Source organism: Alphaproteobacteria bacterium (assembly GCA_030680745.1).
GTDB lineage: Bacteria > Pseudomonadota > Alphaproteobacteria > JAUXUR01 > JAUXUR01 > JAUXUR01.
In genome coordinates, this window is the sequence record JAUXUR010000072.1 from 11,235 (window position 1) to 35,704 (window position 24,470).

Below are 24,470 nucleotides of genomic sequence, written 5' to 3' on the forward strand. Positions count from 1 at the left end.
TAAAGAAAAATAACCAAAATAATAACTTACATTTCTAAGTAAAAAAAATTAGATTCAATATAAAACATATAAATTTATATTTATCTTTACATTTTTAAATATATTTGTTATTTTGCATCAAATTATAACACATATTAAAATTATGATGTGTACGAATAAGTTATTAAAATAATTTTCTTGATTGTTAACTTTTTTATTTTATAGGATGTATTATGTATAAAAATAAATTCACCTTCTTACTCTTAACTACATTTCTTTTTTCATCTAATCTATTTGCTGGTAGCAATAATGAAGAAAACGAAAAAACATATTTAACAAAACGAAATCATCATGATTCAGATAATTCCTCACCTAAAAGAAATTTTACACAAAAACAACGTATCATCAATGCACTTGATTCATCTGATTTAAATTTGGATCAACTTCTTGAGATAGAAGATTTTTTTATTGAATCAACATCCTTGCTCAACGATCCAGATTATTGTGAAATAATGCAAGAAACCCTTCTTTCTATAGCAAAAAATCGTACAAATATAAGTGAAAGATTAAAGGCTGCAAACACTCTATTTAATAGCGAATATAAACCCTTATTATCGCAATCTCATAACGAAGTAGCTATTGAAGCCTTTATTTTTATTGCAACTGATTCAGAACTAGACTGTAAAATTCAATTGAGTGTTTTAAATTATTTAATTCAATATAAAATATATAATGAATTTCATAAAAAAATTCTAGATTTTTCTGTTTTTTTATCAAAAAATTCTGAATTCAGTCCAACCCGATTGAAGGCAGCGAACATTATTTCTTCAATAAATAATACTTACAAAAATCTACCAAACGGATATGAAAATGCACTCATTGATACTTATGGTTCTATTGCAACAGATTGTTCTATTGATTTAAATTTTCGAATAGGCGCGTTGTGCGTCATATTATTAAATCTTTCAAATTGCAATGGAGAATCTTTTGATATTTTGACTCAAATTGAAGAATCTCTTAATAAGACTAAAACAGAAGGTTATTCTTATGTGCTTGATGCAAGCAAAAACATGTTTAACGCTCTTAAAGAAATATCAAAAGAAGAATATGTTGATTTATTTAATTTAGCAAAACAATTTATTGAAAAACAAGGAGTTAAGAATCTTATAGACATATCTTTTATTCAAATAATAGCAGAACTTTCAACTATAAAGAAAGAAAGACGCTGTTTTTTACTAAATACAATATCAGAAAATTTTTCCCAAAAAAAATGGAATTTAAAAGATTATTATAATATTATCAAGGCACTGAAGAGTGTTAAAGATGAACAAATTTCTTTTCTACTAAATCTTATTAAAAAAGTTGAAGAAGAAAAAAACTGGTCTGGATCTGACTATAGTTCTTTTATAAGAAAAATTAACAGCCTAAAAACAATCGAAGAAAAAAATATTGATTCTAATATCAACATTATCAAAAATTTTGCAGAAAAATACGATTATAATAAGGCAGATAATTATGCAGATATTATTTATTTACTTTCAAATACAGAAAAAAAAGAGTGTGAAGATATACTAGCAAGCATAGAAGAAAACTTTTCAGAAGAAATAAAAATTGAAAAATTGGATTTAGTACAAATTTGTTCTACAATTAAAATATTAAAAAAAATTGAAACAAAAAAATATAAAGAAATTTCAACTATATTAAAAAATAATAAAAAATTATTAAATTGCGAACATGATTTGTTTTATTTATGTGATTTATTTTCTGAAATAATCACAATTTTTCAAAAAAATTATGAATTTTATTTCGACATATTTTCAAACTTTTTAAAAAATGGATTGGATTTTCATAATGCTTCTAACGCCATTAAATTTCTTTACTTTATTCCAGAAGACCTACAGCAAGACGCTATGAGTAGAGTCAATTTTAGTGATTTAGATGGAGAAGAAGACTTAGAAGAACATGAAGAAGCTTATATTGTTTTTTTATTAAATTATTTAAAATCTATTGATTCTAACAATAACCTTAAAAACAGATTAATATCTTTTTGGCAAGATTGTTTGCAATCAAGCAATGAAAATATTGCTTCAATATTATCTGCATTTATTGTGGAACATTTTTCAGAGACCAGTCTTCTTGAAGAAAGTGATATCGTTCAACTAGCTATTCGCACACAAATTCTAGTTAATGAATCGAGCAACCTTCAAAATCCTTTTAAGCTCCATGAAAATTTATTACAAAAGAAAACAGAAAAAATTGATCTAACACAACTGCATTTCTGGAAAGATTTTCAAGATCAAAATTATTCATATCAATTATGTTTAAACCCTGAATTTTTAAAATCATTATCTGACAAACAAATTTATTTCACCTCTATTCCTTACATAGAGCCAAATATTCTAGAAACCATATTCAAGTCAATGAAAGACCGAATTTCTTCTAACAACACATTACAAGAAATTATACTCAATACAACTTGCAAAAGTTTTAGTAATATCGAATATGACGTATTAGATGGATCACAATATCTTGTAAATTTACTCAATCGTCCTATCGGACATAAAGTTTCCGCCCAATTCAAATGTATTCTAAAACATTTATTATCCTTACCATCAGAAACAACAGAAAAATCTTTATCCGAACAAGAAGATGCATTTTTAAAAACATTTGTTTCTATTTTGAACTGTCCAGCTGGACGAGATGGTGGTGTTTTACAAGCTTATGGCCAATTACCATCCAATAAAAAACTCAAAACAATAAACAAAGAAAATGATATTCATATGAATGTGGACACATCTAAAATTGAATCCCATAAAGCATATGATTTTTTAGATGAAACACTTCAAAATTATATTGAAAATCTTTTTTCTGGCACCAATCAATTGATGTACAATATTTGCAACCTGAAAAATACCGATGAAAATAATAAGGCAGTTGAAATTAATGAAGCAGTTCATCAAGGCCTATATTTACGTAATTTAATTGGTGATCTTGTTGGTTCTGTACATAAAATTACTATTGATATGAACGCATCCCTTTGTTATATCGAGCTCATTAACCTTACAAAACAAAAAGCGCTTGAACATTTTTACGTTTATGCAAATTACAATATAGATCTTTTAATTTCATTCGTTCAGCTTAAAATAAATGAAATTTTAAGTAACGATCTATCTATATATAATGGATTAGCAAATATTATTGAAAATAACGACGAAAGCATATGGGAATTAAATGATCAATGCCAAATATCCGCAATCACAAAAAAAGGCACTTTAGCTGTCCTCATTAAGATTGGCGCTATATTGCAGCAATAAAAAACATATACTCAATGTCATTAAAAAAACCACAGGGGATGCCTGTGGTTTTGCATTTATATTTTAGGTATATCGATCTGAAAAGTCCAACTTCTTTTTGTTATTTTTCCATCATACCCATAAGTACATTTTAATCTTACGCCGCCTCCAGGAACAGGAATCTCTTCCGAATTTGTAAGATGAGGCATTGTATATGCACTTGACGTGCCTTTTTTTACAACATTATCCTTCATATTACCCACTGGGGCAAAATGCTTATACATAGGATCTGTCAATTTATCTTTCTCACCATTTGCAATTGCCCTTGCTTCATCATGTGTTATTGTCGATGGACACGCAGCATTTACATTATTTACAAAAAAGAACGATGACATTGCAAAAAAAACCAAATTTAATTTTCTCATTTCTTTCCCCTTAAAACATAAAATCCCATTAAAACTATTATCATACAAAAAAATTAATTTTTAATTAATAGGCGCCTTATGCTATCTACAGAAAGAAACAACCCTAACTTAAATCCAGAAACAATCACAAAATTTTTGTCAAGCCCGCTCAATTTTGCAAGCCATCTCCTATGGCTCACCCAAAAGTTAATCAACAAAACACTGATTAAAATCAATTTAAGAAATCTAAAACAAGCAAATAATAATTTTAAGTTTCTAATATATTCATCTTAACATGCTCAAACAATTAAATAAAAATAAATAAAATAAACCCTATTGTATATAACCTTAATTACAAATAACATTAAATATGAAGAAAATCATCAAATCTGGAGAAACTAATGAAGAAACTATTAAGTATAATGTTAGCTGTTTTTTCTTTGAATTCGGCATCTGAAGCTAAAAATTATGTTTTTACTTCAAATGGTATACAATTGTTAAAGTATGATGAAGATTTTTCATCCCTTAAACATGTTGTTGATTTCAACCTTATGCCCATCATGGATCCTAATAATCCAATCCCTCCAGTGCCAGACATGCCATGGAATATTATGGATATAAAAGCCAATAACGAACATGTCTTTGTACTCATGATGCCCCAAAATATGAATATGCCTTATGATCCAAACAACCCAAGCCCACAACCACAACCAAATGCTCAATTGAGGATATATAATGCACATGATTTACAATTACTTCATACCAGAGACCTTCTTGACATAATGCCAATGGACAAATTTGATGTAAGCAACAACATCGTCAAAATTTACCACAATAATCAACCACCTGTTTGCCCTCCAAATCCTATGCCGCCTTATAACAATCCTTGCATGATGATGGGGCTTGAAACTTTAGAACTCACTTTTGCATCCGATGGTTTGGGCGGCCTTACATCAACAGAACGAAATGTTCAATTTGATTACAGCAAAATTTACTTCTTCCAAAACAATAATACACTCATCGATGATTTGCCTCAAAATCCAAACATACCTTATGGACCCTATATGCCTAATCCTATGCCAGGTTTTGGCAACAAGGTTTTAGCGCTAAATGGTAAAATTTATGGTATCAACCAAAACATGCCTCAAAAAGGTCTTTGGCTTCAAGCATCAAACAATGCGTGCCAAAGACATTATCATGATTTATCAATGCTTAATGGCGAGATCAATATTCTAGAATGCAGCTCTAATTACATTTACGTCGGTAATTTTGAACGCTTACATTTACTTGATCCAAATGATCTAAGCCTTAAAAGCGAAGTACCTTATATGAACACACAATGGATGATTGTTGCCGATATTAACGAATGAAGCAGCCATTCATCATCATTACGTTAAGGGCCTCACACGGGGCCCTCTTTACTCTAAAATAAAATATGCACAAATTTCATATTTGTTTTTATCACGTCTTGACCAAAAGCTAATTTTTCCTTATAAAACTATATACCCAAAAGATTTCAAAATATGGGCAAGAAGACAAAGTAAATCATGAAAAGAGCAATCTTATGATTTTCTAAGTCTACGCGCTGCACAATTTGAAAAAATTGGATATTGAAGGCCGGATGGCAGAATGGCTATGCAGAGGACTGCAAATCCTTGTATGTCGGTTCGATTCCGGCTCCGGCCTCCAATAAAAGATTAAATTTTTTAATTTTTGTCTTGAGATTCTGACAAAAATCTGATAAAAATCAAGCTATGTTCCCCGGTAGCTCAGTGGTAGAGCGAGTGACTGTTAATCACTTGGTCGCTGGTTCGAGTCCGGCCCGGGGAGCCATTTTATCCTTCCTCAAATCTTTAAAATCAATGTGCTGATTTTATCCCTCTTTTCCTTAAAGACTCTTTATGATAAAATTGTATATACTCGAATTGTTTCCAAATGTGGGTAGAAAGATGAGTGGTGAGGCACGCGGAATGTATCTCTTTATACATGAGCATGATGAATCCCGAAATCTGACAACCTCCACAGTTTGAAACAAAAGAAGTATAAGAATAAAAAAATTTAAGGGATTCTTAAATGCCATCATCTAAAATTGCCATAAGCAAAACAGCAGAATTACTGTCAGTGTTTCTTGCGGATCATTTTACGCTTTATGTTAAAACACAAAATTTTCATTGGCATCTTAAAGATCCTCTTTTTGTATCTATACATCCATTTTTAGGAACACTTTACAAAGATCTGTTTGATTTTATTGATCCCTTAGGGGAGAGACTTCTTACTTTAGGGTTACATGCACCTTCATCTCTTGCTGATTTCATAAAGCTTACACAAATCAGCGAATCTAAAGCTGAATCGAGTTTAAGCATTATTATTTCAACACTTATCGAAGATCATACTAAAATGATTGAAACCGCTGAAAAAATTCGCCTTACAGCATCTGCCGACCATGATGCCGTCACTGACGATATGATGATTGAACGTATAGCCTACCATCAAAAGACGCTCTGGACCCTTCGATCTATTACAAAATCATAAAAGGAAACATGAAAATGAGTATTGATTTTGAAATGCCCATTTTAGTAGTTGATGACTACAAAACCATGGTTAGGATTATTGGTAATCTTCTTAAGCAGCTTGGTTTTTATAATATTGACGAAGCAACGGACGGGAACACAGCTCTTTTAAAGCTTCAAAAGAAAAAATATGACCTTGTTATTTCAGATTGGAACATGCAACCCGTGTCAGGTCTTGATTTGTTACGAAATATGCGCGGAACTGATGGCTTAAAAAAAACCCCCTTCATTATGGTCACTGCTGAAAGTAAAACTGAAAATGTTGTGACAGCAAAAGAAGCAGGGGTTGATAACTATATTGTCAAACCATTTACTGCTTCAACATTAAAAAGTAAAATGACCTCAATTTTTGGTAATTTTTAATTTTTTTGGAGGAAAAAATGTCTGGATTGAAAAAAAACATTAAAGAAATTGATGTTACGGCTTTAAAAAAGAAACTATCTGGTAAAACTGATTCTGAACATGTTGAAAAAATTGTTGAATCGATTTTAGGTGCACTTGAAACAGATATATCTGACCTTGACAAAATGATGTATCATGAAATTTCCATACTAACAAAATATATTCGTGATGCACGCTCTAATATTGCCAACATCCCATATGAAATTCGCAACCAAGATATTCCTCAAGCGACAGACGAACTTGATGCAGTTGTTATTGCAACGGAGGATGCTGCAGATAAAATTATGGATGCTGCAGAGCAAATTGAACTCATTGCAAAAAACGTTGATAATGAAGAATCCAAAAAGTTAACTGAAGCAATAACTCTTATATATGAAGCATGTAGTTTTCAAGATATAACGGGTCAACGCATTCTAAAAGTTGTTCAAACACTTAAACATATCGAACAAAAGCTTGAAGAATTATTTACATCTTACAGCAAAGGTATTGTTAAGTCGATTGCAAAAGAAATCAATAACCCTAATAATTCTTTAATGCTCGGCCCACAACTTCCTAAAAATGCGAAAAAACAAGATGAAATCGATGAAATACTTAAAAAAATCAATCCTTAATATTGATTAAATCAAAAATTAAAATTTCAACTTTTTCTTTGCCTTGGAAATTCACAGATGTTTCGTTCTTTATCCCAATGCCGTCGCCTTGTTGTAGAATATGCTGATTCAATTGCACAGAACCACGTACAATCTGAACCCAAATCATACGACCCTCTTCAACTAAAAAAGTGAATTTCTCATCAGCATTTAAATCCAAAACAAACATATTTACGTCTTGATGTAAAATCAGGCTATCTAAATACCCATCATGTGAAGCAAGCAATGTTAATTGGCCTGATTCACGTTTTTTCAAAAAGCTTTTTTGCTCATAACTTGGCGTCAATCCAAGTTTATCAGGCGTAATCCAAATTTGAAGAAAATGAACAGGCACCTCTTTTTGAGGATTAAATTCACTATGCGTAATACCAATACCTGCCGACATACGCTGAACATCGCCCGGAAGAATGATCGAGCCTGTACCAAGTGAATCCTTATGTTCAAGCACCCCTTCAAGAACATAGGAAATAATTTCCATATCATGATGAGGATGTTTTCCAAAACCGGCATTTGGTTTCACTATGTCTTCATTAATAACCAACAGAGAACCAAAACCAACATGATTTTCATCATAATAATGTCCAAAACTAAACGTATGTTTGCTATTGAGCCAATCAGTTTTAGTTATCCCACGCTCTTCAGATTTTCTTATGTAAACCATTTAGATCTCAATCTGTTTTTTTGCACTATTATGGTAAAACAATTTTTTGTATCCCTTCTTATGATATAATCAGACTGATATTAATAGAAGAAATCATTTTGTCCTAATTTATCGAGAACACTTTTATAAAATATGTTCCACAGATAAATTAATATGAAAAAACCATAAAAACAGAAAATTAGCACATGATTTTTTTTTATAAATCCAGTAATATTCCACAAACTTAAAAATTAGATACTTATAATCTATAGCCAGATGATTTGGAAATGCCGAATTTTAGGCATGAGATTTGAGGTGATTTTTGATGCTAAAAATTACGACAGGTAATTGATTTACCTTAGAAATTTTTGGTTCAAAAAGCGACCAAAAGTCATCGACTAAAAACGGTAGTTTCAGATTATTTGGGTATTACATAGTGGGGCTTCAATGGGACGCATTTTATCATTTTTTTTTATTTTTTCTACAATCATAGCAAAACCAATACACGCAGATCCTCATACAATAAAAAGTGATGTAGAGGCTCATGATCATGCAAAAATTCTTCAGGCGATACATTCATCTAAAATAGGATTAGATGCTGCAGCAAACCATTTTGAGCCCTTAGCCAGAAGCGTTGCAGGTTCTTGTCTTTATAAATTTTATTCTAATTATCTTCAAAAAAATTTAGTTGCGCGCGTTCAAAAGGGAAGTTTTGCTGACGCCTCCGCTTTATATCATGATGTCATAATTGCATCTCAAGAAGGTTATTCACCCAAAGTTTATCTTGCTAATGATGCTTTGGGCGTCATTATTCTAGAAGAAATTGCCCATCAATGGCCCACAGAACGTTATTCGCTTTCATTTTTTAGAAAAATCACCCAGCCTTTAAGACAGATGCACCAAGGTCATTCATTTCAAAGAAAAAAATTATTCTATGAATGGTTGGATGATGTTGAGGAAAAATTAAAAACAAAGAACATTCCAATACCTACATTCCAAACAGACTATTTCAAACAATACGAAACCATAAAATTAGCATTAAAATCAAATATTTCTATTTTTGAAAAAGACATTATGCCAACACATCATGATATTAATCCGGGTAATATTTTATTTGATCAAAAACAAGCCTATTTAATTGATTTTGAAACAGCATCACAAGATATTTTTTATTTAGATTTAGCCGAAGCCTTTAATTTTTTCATATATGATAATACGAAAATTCAATCATTTTTAACATCCTATTTTATGAAAGAACCCAATGAAGAGCAAATTTCAAAATTTACACTCTTTAAAGCCCTTGCCTTTTTAAAAAATGGATTATGGTTAGCACATATTTCGGGTGTAAATAAGCTACCCGATGATAAAAATATTTTAGAATATCCTCTTTTTGAAGCCCGCATTCGAAAAGGTTTGGTAGATTTTTCAAATCCTCAAGAACTTCAAAATTTAGCTATCTCAGAATTTGATGAAGGTATTCGACTTTTAAATGAGCCTCAATGCAAAAAAGCAATTGCATTTTTATTCAGCGCGCAAAAAGCTTAAACGAAAATACACATTATAATTTTGAATGCAGGTGAAAAATTGCGCGAAATGGATATTATAATGGAATAATTTGAAAACACTACAAACCTCCTACTTCACGCGACTTGTTGGTAGGATCCATTGTGTAGGAAGTGAACCAATGAATTTATCGAGGCTTTTCAATAGGTGTTATGGACCCCGTGGGACTTGCCGCGGGGCGTAGGAGGGGGAGGATAAATTACAAAAATTACGATTTTGGTAGATATTTCCTCCAATTTGAAATCCAAGATTTTAATCCGAGTTTTTCTTGAGCATTAACAAGTCCTTGATTAGCTGCTTTTTCAAAGCATTCAAAGGCCCTTCTGTAATTCACTGACTTTTCATAAAAATACGCAATTCCTAAATTAAATTGAGCATCAACAAGTCCTTGATTAGCTGCTTTTTCATACCATTCGATAGCTTTTAGAAGATTTTGTTGTACATATTGTCCAACATTATACATATATCCAAGACTAAATTGGGCTTTAGGAAGTCCTTGAATAGCTGCTTTTTCATACCATTCAAAGGCTTTTTTATCACTTTTCTCTACGTATGCCCCAGTACCATACATAAATCCAAGTTCCTTTTGAGCAGCAGCAAATCCTTGATTGGCTGCTTTTTCAAACCATTCAAAGGCTTTTTTATAATTCTCCTCAATATTTTTGTCATAATTCTCATCAATGCCTTTTCCTAAAAGGTGCATAAGTCCTAAAATATATTGTGCATATGGATTATTGGATTGAGCTTTTTCTAATATTATTTGATAATGCTCTTTTAATTCATCTTTCATATCGAATTCAATTAATAATTCATAATATCTTTCGTCATTTTTTATTTTTTCTTCTAGATCATGAATTTCTCTCTTTTCTTTACTTATAATTGATCTTGGGATAAGTCCTTTTTGAACAAGGTTGTTCAATTCATTTTCTTGTTCTTGCGTTCTGTCATTTGACAATAAAGTAAGATAATATTCCTCAGTAAATTTATTTTTTTCTTCATTTATTACAATGATATTTTGATTAGAATTGTCATCTTCATGCATAGAAAATGCTGCATTACAACAAAATGCAGAAAACAATACAAACAAAGAAGAAATGTTTTTATATTTGGTCATGATATAGCCTCATAAAATTATTAGATAATTACGAATACATGAATCTACTTAAATAGTAAACAAAAAAAAAGACATATTCGTTCAAAAAAAATTCTTTTTATTAAAATAATCAATTGGCTATATTTTCAAAATTTCATATCATATAAATTTTTATTTGGGAATTAAACTTCATCGACCAATCCACTTCCCTCTATCATTTTTTACCCAAAAATTATACACTTTGGTAAATTCTTCTTGAAAGCGAGAGCTTGAAAATTATAAGCACTTAAAATCAACGGGTTCGTCGTTGCGAGCAGCGAAGCTGCGCGGCAATCCAGTCCTAAAATCAACATTTATAGCTTTTTAAAGGCTATTTTCTGGATTGCTTCTTCGTCTTCGACTCATCGCAACGACGAAATCCTAGGATTTCGCTGTGTTTAAATTCGTGTGGATCTCTCAGGATCAAGTCGCGGGGCGTAGGAAAGGGAGGATAAATTACAAAAATTATGATTTTTGTAGATGTTTTGTCCACCTTTTACGCCAATAGAATAAACAAATTGTTAATTCAAGGTCAGTTTGGGCATAAGCAAATCCTTGATTGGCTGCTTTTTCAATCCATTCAAAGTACTTTCTATAATTCTTATCTACGGACTTTGTATAATTATGAACTACATAAAAACCATCCAGATACATCAAACCAAGCGCATATTGAGCACGAGCACATCCTTGAATAGCTGCTTTTTTATACAATTCAAAGGCCTTTTTATCATCCCGCTTTATACCAAACGTATGGTGGAGATAAAAATGATGTATCCTCCCAAAGCGATATTGGGCAAAAGCATATTCTTGATTAGCTGCTTTTTCAAACCAATTAAAAGCTTCTTCGTAATTTTTGTCTACACCTTTTCCAAACTCGTACATCAGCCCTAAAATATATTGAGCATAAGAATTATTGGATTGAGCTTTTTCTAATATTATTTCATAATGTTCTTTTAATTCATCTTTCATATCGAACTCAATTAATAATCCATAATATCTTTCGTCTTTTTTAATTTTTTCTTCTAGATCACGAATTTCTCTTTTTTCTTTCTCTATTTTTGATTCTAATACAATTCCATTATAAATAAGATCAATCAATTCATTTTCTTGTTCTTGTGTTCTATCATTTGACAATAAAGTAAGATGATATTGTTCAGTGAGTCTATTTTTTTCATTTACTACAATAATATTTTGATTAGAATTGTTATCTTCGTACATAGAAAATGCTGCATTACAACAAAATGCAGAAAGCAATATAAACAAAGAAGAAATGTTTTTATATTTGGTCATAGTCCATCCTGATAAAGTTATTTAATTACAGATAATTCAGACTGGACTATATACAACCATATAAATTTGAACAAGCACATTTGGTATTTAAATGAAATAACACTGACCTATCCACTTCCCTCTATCATTTTTGACCTAAAAATTATACACTTTGGGAAATTCTTTCTGAACGAAACAGATATGCCCACACTATAGTCGATAGAATTGGGAAGCAGACAAGAAACAACGAACGAAGTGTATCCTTATATACATGAGTGAGGCGTGACGCTGTATCCTTCCAATAACTATCGACTATATTTTAAAATGTGGGTAGAAAGATTGTGTGATAAACAAACGGAATGTATTTCTTCATACATGAGTATTGCGAATCCTGCAATCTGACACCCTCCACAATTTAAAATAGAAAGGGCATAATGATTAAATCATTTTCACGAAACGATACTTCCTTATTAGCACGCTGGTGGTGGACTGTTGACAGGCTTAGTCTTGCAACGATTTTATTTATTATTGTATTTGGCTCGATCCTTATTTTTGCGGCCAGTCCAGCTGTTGCCGAGCGTATTGGCCTTGATTCTTATCATTTTGTTATACGCCAATTTATATTTTTAATACCATCACTATTCATCATGATTTTTGTTTCTTTTTTCTCACCTCGACAGATTCAATACGCAGCCCTTCTTCTATTTGCTGTTACTTTCATAGGACTTATCCTCACCCTTGTGATTGGCGTTGAAATTAAAGGCGCAAAAAGATGGATTGGTCTCGGCATGCTTTCTTTACAACCCTCTGAATTTGCAAAACCGGCTTTTGCTATTTTATCTGCGTGGCTTATTGCCAATCGTCTTGAAAACCCTCATTTTCCAGGCAAAATCTATTCTTTTGGTCTTTTTATACTCATTATGGCATTATTATTGTCTCAACCCGATATTGGTATGGCTGTTGTCATGACATCCATTTGGTTTACCCAATTTTTTATTGCAGGCCTTCCGTTTATTTGGATTGCCATTATCATCTGTTTTGGTGTGCTTGGCATTGGAAGCGCTTATTTTCTTTTTCCACATGCTGCAAGCCGTATCGACAAATTTTTAGATCCTAGTAATCTTGGGTATCAGATTGAAAAATCGCTTGAAGCTTTTATGCGCGGCGGTATTTTTGGTCGAGGTCCCGGTGAAGGTCGTGTCAAAGAATATTTACCTGACGCCCATGCTGATTTTGTTTTTGCCGTCGCTGGTGAAGAATTTGGCCTCATTGCCTGCTTGATTATTATAGGTCTTTTTACCTTTGTTCTTTATCGTGGGTTAAAACGTCTTATGCATGAAAGCAATATGTTTATTGTATTAGCAGCTTCTGGATTGCTTGTTCAATTTGCCTTACAAGCCATTATTAATATGGCATCCACCCTTCATTTAATTCCCACTAAGGGGATGACCCTGCCCTTCATGAGTTATGGCGGATCGTCTTTACTCGCCCTTGCCCTTAATATCGGCATGTTGCTTGCACTCACAAGACGACGCGGCGACAGTGGTGATAGTTTTATTAATAAAACCCTTAACCAAATAAAAACGCCAACGCGCGCTAAATCAGCAGCGAGCCTTCACCATGACTAGACCAATTATACTTGTATCGGGCGGCACTGCAGGTCATCTTTTTCCAGCGATTGCTCTTGAAAAAGCGCTTAAAGATCAAGGTGCCACAGCCCTAATTTTAACGGACACCCGCGGTGCGCAATACATTAATCCCGATGATCTTTTAAATGACCGATTATCAATCAACCATCAAACAGGCTCATTCCAAAAAGGCATTGGTGTTTTTAAAGATTTTTTCAAAACGCGTTCACTTTTCAAAAAACTTAATCCCTCTTATGTCATAGGATTTGGTGGATATCCAACGCTCGCCCCGTTGTGGGCAGCACATTCTTTAAAAATTCCAGTCATCATTCATGAACAAAATGCGCTTATGGGCAAAGCCAATCGACTTATTACACCTATCGCCCAAAAAATTGCACTTAGTTTTGAGCGTACCTTTGGCATTCGCGACAAAAATAAATCAAAATGCACTTATATTGGCAATCCCGTTCGTCCTGAAATACTTAGTTTTCAAAACCAACAAAAACCTATTTCATCAACAGATAAATTTAATATGCTTATCATAGGCGGTTCTCAAGGTGCAAAAATATTCAGCGATATTATGCCTGATGCCATTGCTTTATTGCCAAATGACATTCAGAAACAACTTAAAATAACCCAACAAGTACGACCTGAATATCTTGAAGAAACGAGCGCAAAATATAAAAACCTTTCAGCTGAAGTCGAGTTATCCTCCTTTTTTCAGCAAATGGGTGAAAAAATAATAAACACACATTTGATGATCTGTCGCTCTGGCGCTTCCACTATCGCAGAAAATCTTATCCTAGGATGCCCCGCTTTATATATTCCTTTACCAAGTTCTGCTGAAAATCACCAATATATCAATGCAAAAGAAATAGAACGCCTAAAATCAGGTATATTAATTGAACAAAAAAATTTAACACCTGCAAGCTTAGCAACTGAAATTCTTCACTATTTTCATAATCGTACAGACCTTGTTGAAATTAAGACACAGTCAAAAGTAAATGCTCGTCCTCAAGCCGCTGAAAACCTAGCAAATTTGATCATTCAAGCTTAGTATTAATAGAATTCGCAAATTTATTAGGACAGCCTTTATGACAAATTCACCGCAAGCTATTGGTATCATTCATTTTATTGGCATTGGCGGCATTGGCATGAGTGGTATTGCCGAAGTACTTCACAATATTGGCTATAAAGTCCAAGGAAGTGATTTATCTGATGGACCCAATATTCAACGTTTAGAAAAAATAGGCATTCCTATTTTTATTGGCCATAAAGCATCCCAAATAGCCGACGTTGAAGTTGTTGTTATTTCCTCAGATGTCCCTGATACAAATCCAGAATTGATTGAAGCACGCGCGCGCCTTATCCCTGTAGTCAGACGTGCTGAAATGCTTGGCGAATTAATGCGTTTCAAAAGTGCTATAGCAGTTGCCGGCACACATGGCAAAACAACAACAACATCCCTTATTGCGAGCCTTCTCGAAACCGCTAAAATGGACCCAACCGTTGTGAATGGTGGGATTATAAATTCATATAATACCAATGCACGTCTTGGCACAGGCGAATGGATGGTTGTCGAAGCAGATGAATCTGATGGCAGCTTTTTAAAACTACCCGCCACAATCGCCGTTATTACCAATATCGATCCAGAACATATGAATTATTACGGCACATTCGACAATTTAAAACTTGCTTTCGAGAATTTCATTCTCAATATTCCCTTTTATGGCTTTGGCGTTTTATGCCTTGATCACCCTGTTGTGCAATCTATTATTCCTCATGTATCAGAACGTCGTTTAATTACTTATGGTACCAATCCACAGGCTAATGTTAGAGCACACAATATTCAGCTTCAGCCTGAAGGCGCACGTTTTGACGTTGAAATTATGACCCGCAAACTTAAACGCCCTAAACATCTTAAAAATATATTTTTACCCATGATGGGACACCATAACGTCTTGAATTCATTGGTGCCTATTGCTATTGGCCATGAATTAGGTCTTGCTGACGATGTTATTATAGAAGGGCTCGCTCAATTTAAAGGGGTGAAACGCCGGTTTACTAAAACAGGACATGTAGACGGCATCACAATTATTGATGATTACGGCCATCATCCCGTTGAAATTAAAGCAGTTTTAAAAGCAGGAAGACAAGCCACCAAAAACAAAATTATTGCTGTCTTTCAACCCCATCGTTATACACGTGTTGAAAGCCTATTCGAAGAATTTTGTAGTGCTTTTAATGATGCCGATATCGTCATCGTCTCTGATGTTTACGCCGCCCGCGAAGATGCAATCCCTGGCATTTCGAAAGAAAGCCTTGTCGCCGGCTTACGTCAGCATGGTCATCGTCAAGTTATTTCCCTTCCAAATCCACATCATTTGCCAGAAATTGTGCATTCAATGGCGCAAAAAGGTGATTATGTTATTTGCTTAGGCGCAGGCGATGTCACAAAATGGGCTTATGCGCTCCCTGAAGCGCTCGAAAAAATAAGATCAACAACACAATTCCAAGAGGCTTATGTTTAATGAGCATCAGCCCCTTCCCTTCTTTATTGCCGCATATGCCGGACGTCAAGGGACGATTAAGTGAATTTGCGCTTTTGTCTAAAACAACATGGTTTCAGGTTGGCGGCCCAGCACAATTACTGTATAAACCAGAAAATGCTGACGAATTATCCTATTTTTTAGCTCACAAACCCACCTCTATTCCTCTCACAACCATTGGCGTTGGTTCTAATTTGCTGGTGCGTGATGGTGGCATCGAAGGCATTGTCTTAAGACTTGGTAAAGGGTTCACCGACATGGTTGTTACAAACAACCAAATCCAAATCGGATCGGGCGCGCTGGATATCAACGCTTCTCTTTTTGCATACCAACACAACCTTGGTGGTTTTGAATTTTTAAGCGGCATCCCCGGTACAATCGGTGGCGCTTTACGCATGAATGCTGGTGCCTATGGTCGTGAAATCAAAGATATTTTTATATCCGCGATCGCCCTTGACCCCAAAGGAAAAGTGCATAAACTAACAATTGAGGATATGGGCTTTTCAATGCGCCATTGCGCCATTCCCCAAGATTGGATTTTTATTTCAGCTATATTGCAAGGTTATGAGGATGACCCACAGATTATCGCGGATAAAAACAAACACATCAAAAACCAACGCGAATCAACCCAACCGGTAAAATCCAGAACAGGCGGAAGCACTTTTGTGAATCCAAAAGGCTATAAAGCTTGGGAGCTTATCGAACAAGCAGGATGTCGGGGCTTACGTTTTGGCAATGCCATGGTGTCTGATTTGCATTGCAATTTCTTAATCAATACAGGCGACGCCACAGCCCATGACATTGAAAGCTTGGGGCAACTTGTGCAATCACGTGTATTGGATGCAAGCGGTATTCTTTTGGAATGGGAGATTAAACGAATTGGTCAACGACTGGTTTAATCGGATTTCTCACTCTGTTTCCCTGGACAAGCGAGAAGCAAAGCTTCGAGTTAGATCCAGGGTCCAGACTAAAATACATGCTCGTGAGAGCATGACTCTATTTTTTCTAAAGCATGTCATGATCTGCGATCATGAGTACTTCTGGACCCTGGATCCGCATTCGAGCCCTTTGGGCTCTCATTGGTCCAGGGAACAAAGTAAGATTTTGAAAACGATCTGATAATTGATGGATTATAAATGACAAAAAAAATTGAACGCAAAAATATTGTTCTTCTTAAAGGTGGTTGGTCAACGGAACGTGAAGTTTCGCTTACAACAGCTATAGGCATTGAAAAAGCGCTTAAAACTTTAGGTCATGACGTTAAATCCATTGACCTTCATCGTGATATGGAACAGCTTGTGAAAGCTTTAAACCCAAAACCAGATCTTGTCTTTAATGCGTTGCATGGCAAATGGGGTGAAGATGGCTGCATCCAGGCAGTGCTTGATATGATGGCCATCCCTTATACGCATTCAGGCAGACTTTCTTCCAAACTTGCCATGAACAAGCATATTGCAATCCAACTTTTTAGAAATGCAGGCCTTCCCATTGCTGAAAGTTATGTTACAACGATAGATGATGCGCTTTCTAATCCCAAAATGTCACCGCCTTATGTTATTAAACCTGTTTCTGAGGGTTCAAGTGTTGGCGTTCATATCGTTCATGAAAATACAAAACCTAATTTTGATCCCAAAGATTGGATGCTTGATCCCATAGTACTGGTTGAACGTTACATCCCAGGACGTGAATTATCCGTCGCTATCATGGGCGATAAAGCGCTTGGCATTCTTGAATTGCGTCCCAAAACGGGCCTTTTTTATAATTATGAAGCAAAATATACAGATGGCATGACAGAGCATTTAATGCCAGCCCCAATCCCTAAAGAAATAGAAGATTACGCAAAAGAAATTTCTCTTATTGCACATAAAACATTAGGATGTCGAGGTGTCACACGATCAGACATTCGTTTTGATGACACAAAAGGCAAGGATGGTATCATCTTACTTGAAGTCAATACACAACCGGGATTTACACCATTGTCTATTGTGCCTGAAATTGCACAATATAATGGCATTTCCTTTGAATCCTTGATTCAATGGATGGTTGAGGAAGCTAAATGCGACGCTTAGATTTTGTTGATAAAGCGGATTTCCTTGATAGAAAACCGACTCCAGGTCGACAAACCCATATACGTGAGCGTAAACGTAAAAACATTTTTAAAACGTTTTTTTTAAGTGTTATAGGTCTTATTTTGTGTGCCGTTTTAATTACGTTAGCTATTTTATGGCAACAAGGCATTATTCACGAAAAATACACCGAATTAAAACAAAATGTTTTAAATTACACGGCTGAATTTGGACTTCAAGTACGTGATATTATTGTTGAAGGTCGTAACGAAACACCCAAAGATGCTATTTTAGAAGCAATCGGCGTGAATAGCGGCGATCCAATCCTTGCTTTTGACCCTGCCATTGCCAAAGCACGCATTGAAGCTTTGCCTTGGATCTCCCATGTCAGCATCGAACGTCGTTTACCCGATAGTCTTTATGTTACTATTACTGAAAAAAAACCTATTGCTCTGTGGCAATTTCAAGAAAAATTATCCTTAATTGATAGCAATGGGACAAGCATTCCTGATGTTGATCGCAGCAAATACAAAAATATTCCCTTAATTGTGGGTGAAGATGCACCCAAATTTGCACCTTCTTTTTTTGAAATTTTAGAATCTGAATCGCATTTAAAATCACTCATTGCCTCAGCCGTTATTATCGGCAAAAGACGTTGGGATCTGCATTTAAAAAACGGCATGATCGTCAAACTTCCTGAAAATAATGCATCGGCTGCATGGACACAATTGGCCCTTTTAGATCAAGAGCATAAATTGCTTGATCGCGATATCGCTATCATTGATTTCAGATTACCAGACCGCCTTATCATTAAAATGGCCTCCCCCAATGCACCCAACGAGACCATTCCCAATAAAACAAACACAGATATAAAACCACCGAAAGCTAGATTCAATGCATAAAACGTTTAAAACAGAGATTTATGATGGCTAAAATAAGATCAAATACGATCGCAGCTCTGGATATTGGCTCCTCTAAAATTAGCTGCCTCCTTGCAAAAATTTCTAGTGATCTTTCGGTGCAAATTATTGGATCTGGTCATCATGTTGCACGTGGCATTAAATCTGGCGCTATTATCGATATGGAAGATGCCATTCAAGCCATATCCAACGCCGTCAGCGCTGCCGAACAAATTTCGGGTGAAACAGCACATGATGTGATTGTTAATATTACAGCAGGTCAGCCAAGCTCTAAAATGATTCATGCTGAAGTGCAGCTTGCTGGCCATGAAGTCGATGATAATGATTTAAAAAACGTTCTTGATCACGGCAGAACATTACCTGATCTCACCGATCGCACACTCATTCATTCTATCCCCACCGATTATGTCATTGATGGAAGCCACGGTATTCGGGATCCACGCGGCATGTTTGGGCAAAAACTCGCCGCCAATATTCATGCCGTCACCGCCAATATAGGCGCTATCCGCAATATCGCCAATTGTATATCCAGATGCCACCTTGATATCACTGCGGCTGTTTTATCCTCTTACGCCTCTGGCCTTGCCTGTCTTGTTGAAGACGAAATGGATTTAGGGGTCACCATTATTGATATGGGTGGCGGGACAACCAAAACAGCCGTTTTCAATGACGGGAATCTAATCTTTACAGATTTATTATCCGTCGGTGGATCACACGTCACCAATGATATTGCTCGCGGTTTAGGCACCCCTTTAACACATGCTGAACGTCTAAAAACATTACATGGTCACGCTATGCTGATGTCCATGGATGATAATGAAATTTTAGACGTGCCCTTTATTGGTGATGACCAATATGCCCAATCGGGTCCTATTTCAAAATCGGTCCTGGTCAGCATTATCCAACCGAGACTTGAGGAAATATTTGAACTTATTCGCTCTCGTCTTGAAGCAAGCGGTCTTGATCATTTGGCAGGACGCCATGTAGTACTGACAGGTGGCGCAAGCCAATTACCAGGCACGCGCGAACTTGCAAGCATGGTGCTGAATAAACAAGTGCGTATTGGCAGACCCCTTAAAATTCCTGGACTTCAAATCACCGAAGCGGGACCAGCTTCTTCAACTTTAGTAGGGCTTTTGGTCTATGCCCTTCAAAATAAATCTATTTATGGAAAATCAATACCTTCCCTAGATAAAAAAAGCCAAAAAACTGTCTTTTCAAAGATAGGAAAACTTTTTGGCCGATCAAAGTGAAAAAAAAGTAAATAGTTATTGTCAAATTCAAAGACAAGTTTATTATTTGTGTGACGTTAGAATATGGAGAATCTAAAATGAGCATTACACTAAAAGCACCAAGCCACGAACCCGAATTAAAACCTAAAATTACTGTCTTTGGTGTCGGTGGTGCGGGTTGTAATGCCGTTAACAACATGATTCGCTCAAACCTTGAAGGTGTTGAATTTGTTGTCACAAACACGGATGCACAAGCTATTGCCAATAATTTATGCACCAGACGCATTCAATTAGGTGAAAAACTTACTCAAGGACTTGGCGCTGGATCTCGTCCCGAAACAGGGAAAGCCGCCGCCGAAGAAGCAGCTGAAGAAATTATCGATCACCTTGAAGGCTCTAACATGGTCTTCATCACAGCCGGTATGGGTGGTGGTACAGGCACGGGAGCCGCCCCCGTTATTGCAAAGCTTGCTAAAGAACGCAATGTCTTAACTGTTGGTGTTGTGACGAAGCCTTTCCATTTTGAAGGCAAACACCGTATGCGTATTGCTGATGGTGGCATCGAAGAGCTTACCCAATTTGTTGATACGCTTATTATCATTCCTAACCAAAATTTATTCCGTATCGCGAACGAAAAAACAACTTTTGCCGATGCCTTCAACATGGCCGATGATGTTCTTTATTCAGGTGTCAGAGGCGTCACTGATTTAATGATTATGCCAGGCCTTATCAACCTTGATTTCGCTGACATTAAAACTGTTATGTCCCAAATGGGTAAAGCCATGATGGGCACAGGCGAAGCTAGTGGTGAAAGACGTGCGATTGTCGCGACTGAAGCCGCTATTTCCAATCCATTGCTTGAAGATGTTTCCATGAAAGGTGCACGCGCACTTTTAATTAACATCACCGGTGGCATGGATATGACGTTGTTTGAAGTGGACGAAGCTGCCAACCGCATTCGTGAAGAAGTTGATCCAGATGCCAATATTATTTTTGGTTCTACTTTTGATCAATCCATGGATGGTATTATGCGCGTTTCTGTCGTTGCAACAGGTATTGATGCTGAAGCCCATATTCAAAAGAAAATGGAAAAGAAAGCTATTTCCATGTTCCAAGAACGTTCAAAATTAACAGAATCTGAATCTATGCAAGTTGATCTTGATCAAACAAGTCTTAAAGCAAATGAACGTTTTGCGCTTGGTGCAATCGATAAAAATGCCCTTGATAAGGATCATAACGTTAAAAAGCCAAAAGCAAATGATTTCTTTATGAATATAATAGACGAATCCAAATCCACACAAAATACAAAACAAGAACATGGCTTTATCCCAGCGCAAGCCGTCAACCCTCAAGATCTTGACGATAATGCCTATAATGCGCGTGATCCCTACCAGGAACCTCAAGAAAAACCAAAAGAAAAGAAAAAACTAAGCCTTTTTGAACGCTTAACAGGCATTCGTTCACGCAGCCAAGAAAAAGAAGAAGAGGAAGATGTTTATGCACGCCATGAACAGCCTTTCCCACAAAACACACAAGTGAATAATCCAAATACTGGTTTATCGAATACAACCCATTCAAATACAGGGTCTTTAAACGCGGGAACAGGCAATGCGAGCCAGGGAAGTGTAGGCCTCTCCAATCCAGCACCTCATAACATCGCGTCCTTAAATCAAGCGCCACAAGCTGAAAATAATGCGCCCGCTAAGACAACAGCTAAAGATGATGAATTGTTGGATATACCTGCGTTTTTAAGACGTAAATCGCATTAAAACTCATGTGGAATAAGTTGATCTTTAGAAACAACTCATTCCACAACCTTTTTTATAATTCAAAAATTATCTTAATATCTCTCAATTCAAACTACCTAACAATTTATAATTGCAACAAAACCCAAAACAGTACAAAATAAAGGCATAAAAATGAAACGTTTTACACTTATCCTTTTTATAACATTCTTTAATTTTTCGACTATATATGCAGTAACAATAGAAGATAAAATAGGCCAAATGATTATGGTTGGTTTTAAAGGTGTTAGTGCTGAAGATGAATCTGTGCAACAAATAGGCAAAATAATAAAGGATGGTTTAATAGGTTCCGTTATTTTCTACCAATATAATATCCAATCAGCTGAACAAATTAAAGAATTAACAAACTTTCTAAAGAGTTTTGATCAACCTTATAATAATGTACTTTTCGCTATTGATCAAGAAGGCGGCCGCGTTCAACGTCTTAAAAAAGCTAATGGATTTACAAATTACCCCAACGCAAAAGAAGTTGCACAAGAGTCAATTGAAAAAGCTAATGACACCTACAACAATATGGCACAAGAATTAAGTACACATGGGTTTAACTTCAACTTAGCACCAGTTGTTGATCTTGATTATGGTCCGGCATCTTCAGCAATTGGGGATTTAGCAAGAAGTTTTAGTCAAAATCCATTTGATGTAACAGCTTATGCAACATCTTTCATTAAAAGCCACTTTGCAAACAATGTGTTAACATGCCTTAAACATTACCCAGGTCACGGCAGCGCTAAAGGAGACACGCATAAGGATTCAACCAATGTCACTCATTGTTGGGAAGAGAAAGAATTACATCCATTTTATGATTTAAAAGATCAACAATCTTGCGCCATTATGACAGCCCATATCGTAAATGGACAACTTGACGATTCTTTAATACCTGCAACTATGAGCGCGCCAATCATTCAAGAAAAATTAAGAAGCGAATTTGGCTATAACGGTGTTGTTATAACTGATGATTTGCTCATGAAAGCCATTTGGGGTCATTATTCATTAGAAGAAATTGTGCTAAAAACCATTTTAGCCGGTTGCGACATCCTATTATTTTCCAATAATCAAATAACTTTTCAGCAAGCGGGTCATGAAGATGTATCGTCTATAAATTTTCCTGAACGTATTCGGAATATTGTTTTAGAATTCATTACCCAAGGCAAATTAACAGAAGAAAGAATCGATGAATCTTATCAACGTATTATGGCTTTTAAAGGCATACTTAGACGTGAATAATTTATAAGTTTTCAATCATCGGCATTGAATTAATTTTTGGTGCCGAAAATATTATGCCAAGAGATTGTAAAACAACTTAAAAAATTATATGCGTTAAATCGTGATGTTTCTTTTGGGTAATCATCATTCATCAAAGATTCTGTTTCAATTTCCTCTTCTAAAACATCTTCTCCATCAGAACAATAAGCTTCTTTTTCTTGAAGAATAATATTAATATCGCTTTGATTGCCAAAATTAGATTCTAGATTAGAAATACGCTGATTTTTGTTTTGCTTATAAAGCATAAAAAAATAATCCGTTGAAACAACAAGATGTTCTTTTAAGTATTGTTCGTATATTATTTCAAATTTTAATGCATATCGACCTAAAATACCAGTTTTCAATATATCCAATTTATTAAATTCATTACTTGAATCATATAAATTTAGCAAATCCGGAATACACATTTTAAAAATAGCAGGAAACCAGCCATCCTTTTTTTGAATTGCCTTTGTCGTTATTAATTTAGGTTTTTTATGAACAAATTTAATCGATATAATTTTTTTAAGACCCACAGCTTCAAATTGAAAAGGATAATATTGCCAATTTTTATAAAAACCATCGAGAAGAATATCGTTAAAAAAAATGTTTTCATCAATTTCAATAGATTTGGGAATAAAAGCGCTGGCTTGAAAGCTTAAAAAAGAACATATTAAAAAATTAATAAGAAGAAACAGCTTGTTGTTCATAAAATCTCTTTATAATTCAAAAAGACGTCCTATTAAAAGGTTACCAAAAATTATACAAATTAACACGCTATTTTAATTTATTTAAAAGTCGACTAAACAATGACGGCTTCAAAAAATATGAGAGATATAGTAGAATAACTTGAAAACACTGCAAGTTAAGGACCATCGCCCCCCCTTCCTACGTCCCGCGACTTGTTCGCGGGATCCAGAAAATGTTTGAGACGTATCTATAAATAGTTATAGCTACCTTTTGCAGCATGGATCCCGCGGACAAGCCGCGGGCATATCATTACCCATAAGTGTTTCAACCTATTGATTTTTAATATAATTTTTGCAACAATGTTTTCTTTTTAGGGAGCATTATTCATGAATTGGTCTGAAAGTGAATATGGTTTGATAGATTTAGGAGATAAACG

At 35.0% G+C, this 24,470-nt stretch carries 20 protein-coding genes and 2 tRNA genes; 17 read left to right on the plus strand and 5 right to left on the minus strand.

Annotated features, from left to right (window positions below; translation table 11 throughout):
* Positions 1-212 precede the first annotated feature (212 nt).
* Entirely contained in the window at positions 213-3,293 is a 3,081-nt protein-coding gene (locus tag Q8L85_08175; GenBank protein MDP1724661.1) for a hypothetical protein, read from the plus strand.
* Positions 3,294-3,349: 56 nt separating this feature from the next.
* On the opposite strand, the gene Q8L85_08180 is transcribed toward Q8L85_08175, so the two are convergent.
* The gene (locus Q8L85_08180) at positions 3,350-3,697 is read right to left on the minus strand and encodes a hypothetical protein (protein ID MDP1724662.1); all 348 of its coding nucleotides are present in this window, start codon (positions 3,695-3,697) and stop codon (positions 3,350-3,352) included.
* Between the two features lie 380 nt (positions 3,698-4,077).
* Between Q8L85_08180 and Q8L85_08185 the strand changes: the two genes are divergently transcribed.
* From Q8L85_08185 to Q8L85_08210, 6 genes are all read left to right on the plus strand, one after another.
* Positions 4,078-5,046: a hypothetical protein gene (locus Q8L85_08185; GenBank protein MDP1724663.1), complete on the plus strand. Its 969-nt coding sequence runs from the start codon at positions 4,078-4,080 to the stop codon at positions 5,044-5,046.
* Positions 5,047-5,291: 245 nt separating this feature from the next.
* Positions 5,292-5,365, plus strand: a tRNA-Cys gene (locus Q8L85_08190).
* Between the two features lie 69 nt (positions 5,366-5,434).
* Positions 5,435-5,509 (plus strand) — tRNA-Asn (locus Q8L85_08195).
* Between the two features lie 240 nt (positions 5,510-5,749).
* Positions 5,750-6,208 (plus strand): DNA starvation/stationary phase protection protein, encoded by a 459-nt coding sequence (locus Q8L85_08200; protein ID MDP1724664.1) that lies wholly within the window; start codon positions 5,750-5,752, stop codon positions 6,206-6,208.
* Positions 6,209-6,222: 14 nt separating this feature from the next.
* The gene (locus Q8L85_08205) at positions 6,223-6,609 is read left to right on the plus strand and encodes a response regulator (protein MDP1724665.1); all 387 of its coding nucleotides are present in this window, start codon (positions 6,223-6,225) and stop codon (positions 6,607-6,609) included.
* 17 nt (positions 6,610-6,626) lie between these two features.
* On the plus strand, positions 6,627-7,259 hold the full coding sequence (locus Q8L85_08210) for a protein phosphatase CheZ (protein ID MDP1724666.1): 633 nt from the start codon (positions 6,627-6,629) through the stop codon (positions 7,257-7,259).
* On the opposite strand, the gene Q8L85_08215 is transcribed toward Q8L85_08210, so the two are convergent.
* A complete protein-coding gene (locus Q8L85_08215) occupies positions 7,249-7,959 on the minus strand; it encodes a pirin family protein (protein MDP1724667.1) in 711 nt (236 codons plus the stop codon). The genes Q8L85_08210 and Q8L85_08215 overlap by 11 nt on opposite strands.
* A gap of 426 nt (positions 7,960-8,385) precedes the next feature.
* Between Q8L85_08215 and Q8L85_08220 the strand changes: the two genes are divergently transcribed.
* On the plus strand, positions 8,386-9,483 hold the full coding sequence (locus Q8L85_08220) for a phosphotransferase (protein MDP1724668.1): 1,098 nt from the start codon (positions 8,386-8,388) through the stop codon (positions 9,481-9,483).
* Between the two features lie 226 nt (positions 9,484-9,709).
* Here Q8L85_08220 and Q8L85_08225 read toward each other — a convergent pair whose 3' ends face one another.
* Positions 9,710-10,615, minus strand: a complete 906-nt coding sequence (locus Q8L85_08225; protein ID MDP1724669.1) for a tetratricopeptide repeat protein — start codon at positions 10,613-10,615, stop codon at positions 9,710-9,712.
* Between the two features lie 483 nt (positions 10,616-11,098).
* Entirely contained in the window at positions 11,099-11,923 is an 825-nt protein-coding gene (locus Q8L85_08230) for a tetratricopeptide repeat protein (protein MDP1724670.1), read from the minus strand.
* Positions 11,924-12,336: 413 nt separating this feature from the next.
* Here Q8L85_08230 and ftsW point away from each other — a divergent pair, with 413 nt between their 5' ends.
* From ftsW to Q8L85_08275, 9 genes are all read left to right on the plus strand, one after another.
* Complete coding sequence (ftsW, locus tag Q8L85_08235) at positions 12,337-13,530, plus strand: putative lipid II flippase FtsW (protein ID MDP1724671.1); 1,194 nt, start codon at positions 12,337-12,339, stop codon at positions 13,528-13,530.
* Positions 13,523-14,587: an undecaprenyldiphospho-muramoylpentapeptide beta-N-acetylglucosaminyltransferase gene (murG, locus tag Q8L85_08240; protein MDP1724672.1), complete on the plus strand. Its 1,065-nt coding sequence runs from the start codon at positions 13,523-13,525 to the stop codon at positions 14,585-14,587. The genes ftsW and murG overlap by 8 nt, the downstream gene beginning before the upstream one ends.
* Positions 14,588-14,624: 37 nt before the next feature.
* Positions 14,625-16,061, plus strand: coding sequence for a UDP-N-acetylmuramate--L-alanine ligase (murC, locus tag Q8L85_08245; protein ID MDP1724673.1), 1,437 nt, complete (start codon positions 14,625-14,627; stop codon positions 16,059-16,061).
* A complete protein-coding gene (murB, locus tag Q8L85_08250) occupies positions 16,061-16,978 on the plus strand; it encodes a UDP-N-acetylmuramate dehydrogenase (GenBank protein MDP1724674.1) in 918 nt (305 codons plus the stop codon). The genes murC and murB overlap by 1 nt, the downstream gene beginning before the upstream one ends.
* A 237-nt stretch (positions 16,979-17,215) precedes the next feature.
* A complete protein-coding gene (locus tag Q8L85_08255) occupies positions 17,216-18,148 on the plus strand; it encodes a D-alanine--D-alanine ligase (protein MDP1724675.1) in 933 nt (310 codons plus the stop codon).
* Positions 18,136-19,047 (plus strand): FtsQ-type POTRA domain-containing protein, encoded by a 912-nt coding sequence (locus Q8L85_08260; protein ID MDP1724676.1) that lies wholly within the window; start codon positions 18,136-18,138, stop codon positions 19,045-19,047. The genes Q8L85_08255 and Q8L85_08260 overlap by 13 nt, the downstream gene beginning before the upstream one ends.
* A 23-nt stretch (positions 19,048-19,070) precedes the next feature.
* Positions 19,071-20,318, plus strand: a complete 1,248-nt coding sequence (ftsA, locus tag Q8L85_08265; GenBank protein MDP1724677.1) for a cell division protein FtsA — start codon at positions 19,071-19,073, stop codon at positions 20,316-20,318.
* Positions 20,319-20,395: 77 nt separating this feature from the next.
* Positions 20,396-22,066: a cell division protein FtsZ gene (gene ftsZ, locus Q8L85_08270; GenBank protein ID MDP1724678.1), complete on the plus strand. Its 1,671-nt coding sequence runs from the start codon at positions 20,396-20,398 to the stop codon at positions 22,064-22,066.
* A gap of 150 nt (positions 22,067-22,216) precedes the next feature.
* Positions 22,217-23,326: a glycoside hydrolase family 3 N-terminal domain-containing protein gene (locus Q8L85_08275; protein ID MDP1724679.1), complete on the plus strand. Its 1,110-nt coding sequence runs from the start codon at positions 22,217-22,219 to the stop codon at positions 23,324-23,326.
* Positions 23,327-23,355: 29 nt separating this feature from the next.
* Here the strand turns inward: Q8L85_08275 and Q8L85_08280 are convergent, their stop codons facing one another.
* On the minus strand, positions 23,356-24,054 hold the full coding sequence (locus tag Q8L85_08280; protein MDP1724680.1) for a hypothetical protein: 699 nt from the start codon (positions 24,052-24,054) through the stop codon (positions 23,356-23,358).
* Positions 24,055-24,470: the final 416 nt, after the last annotated feature.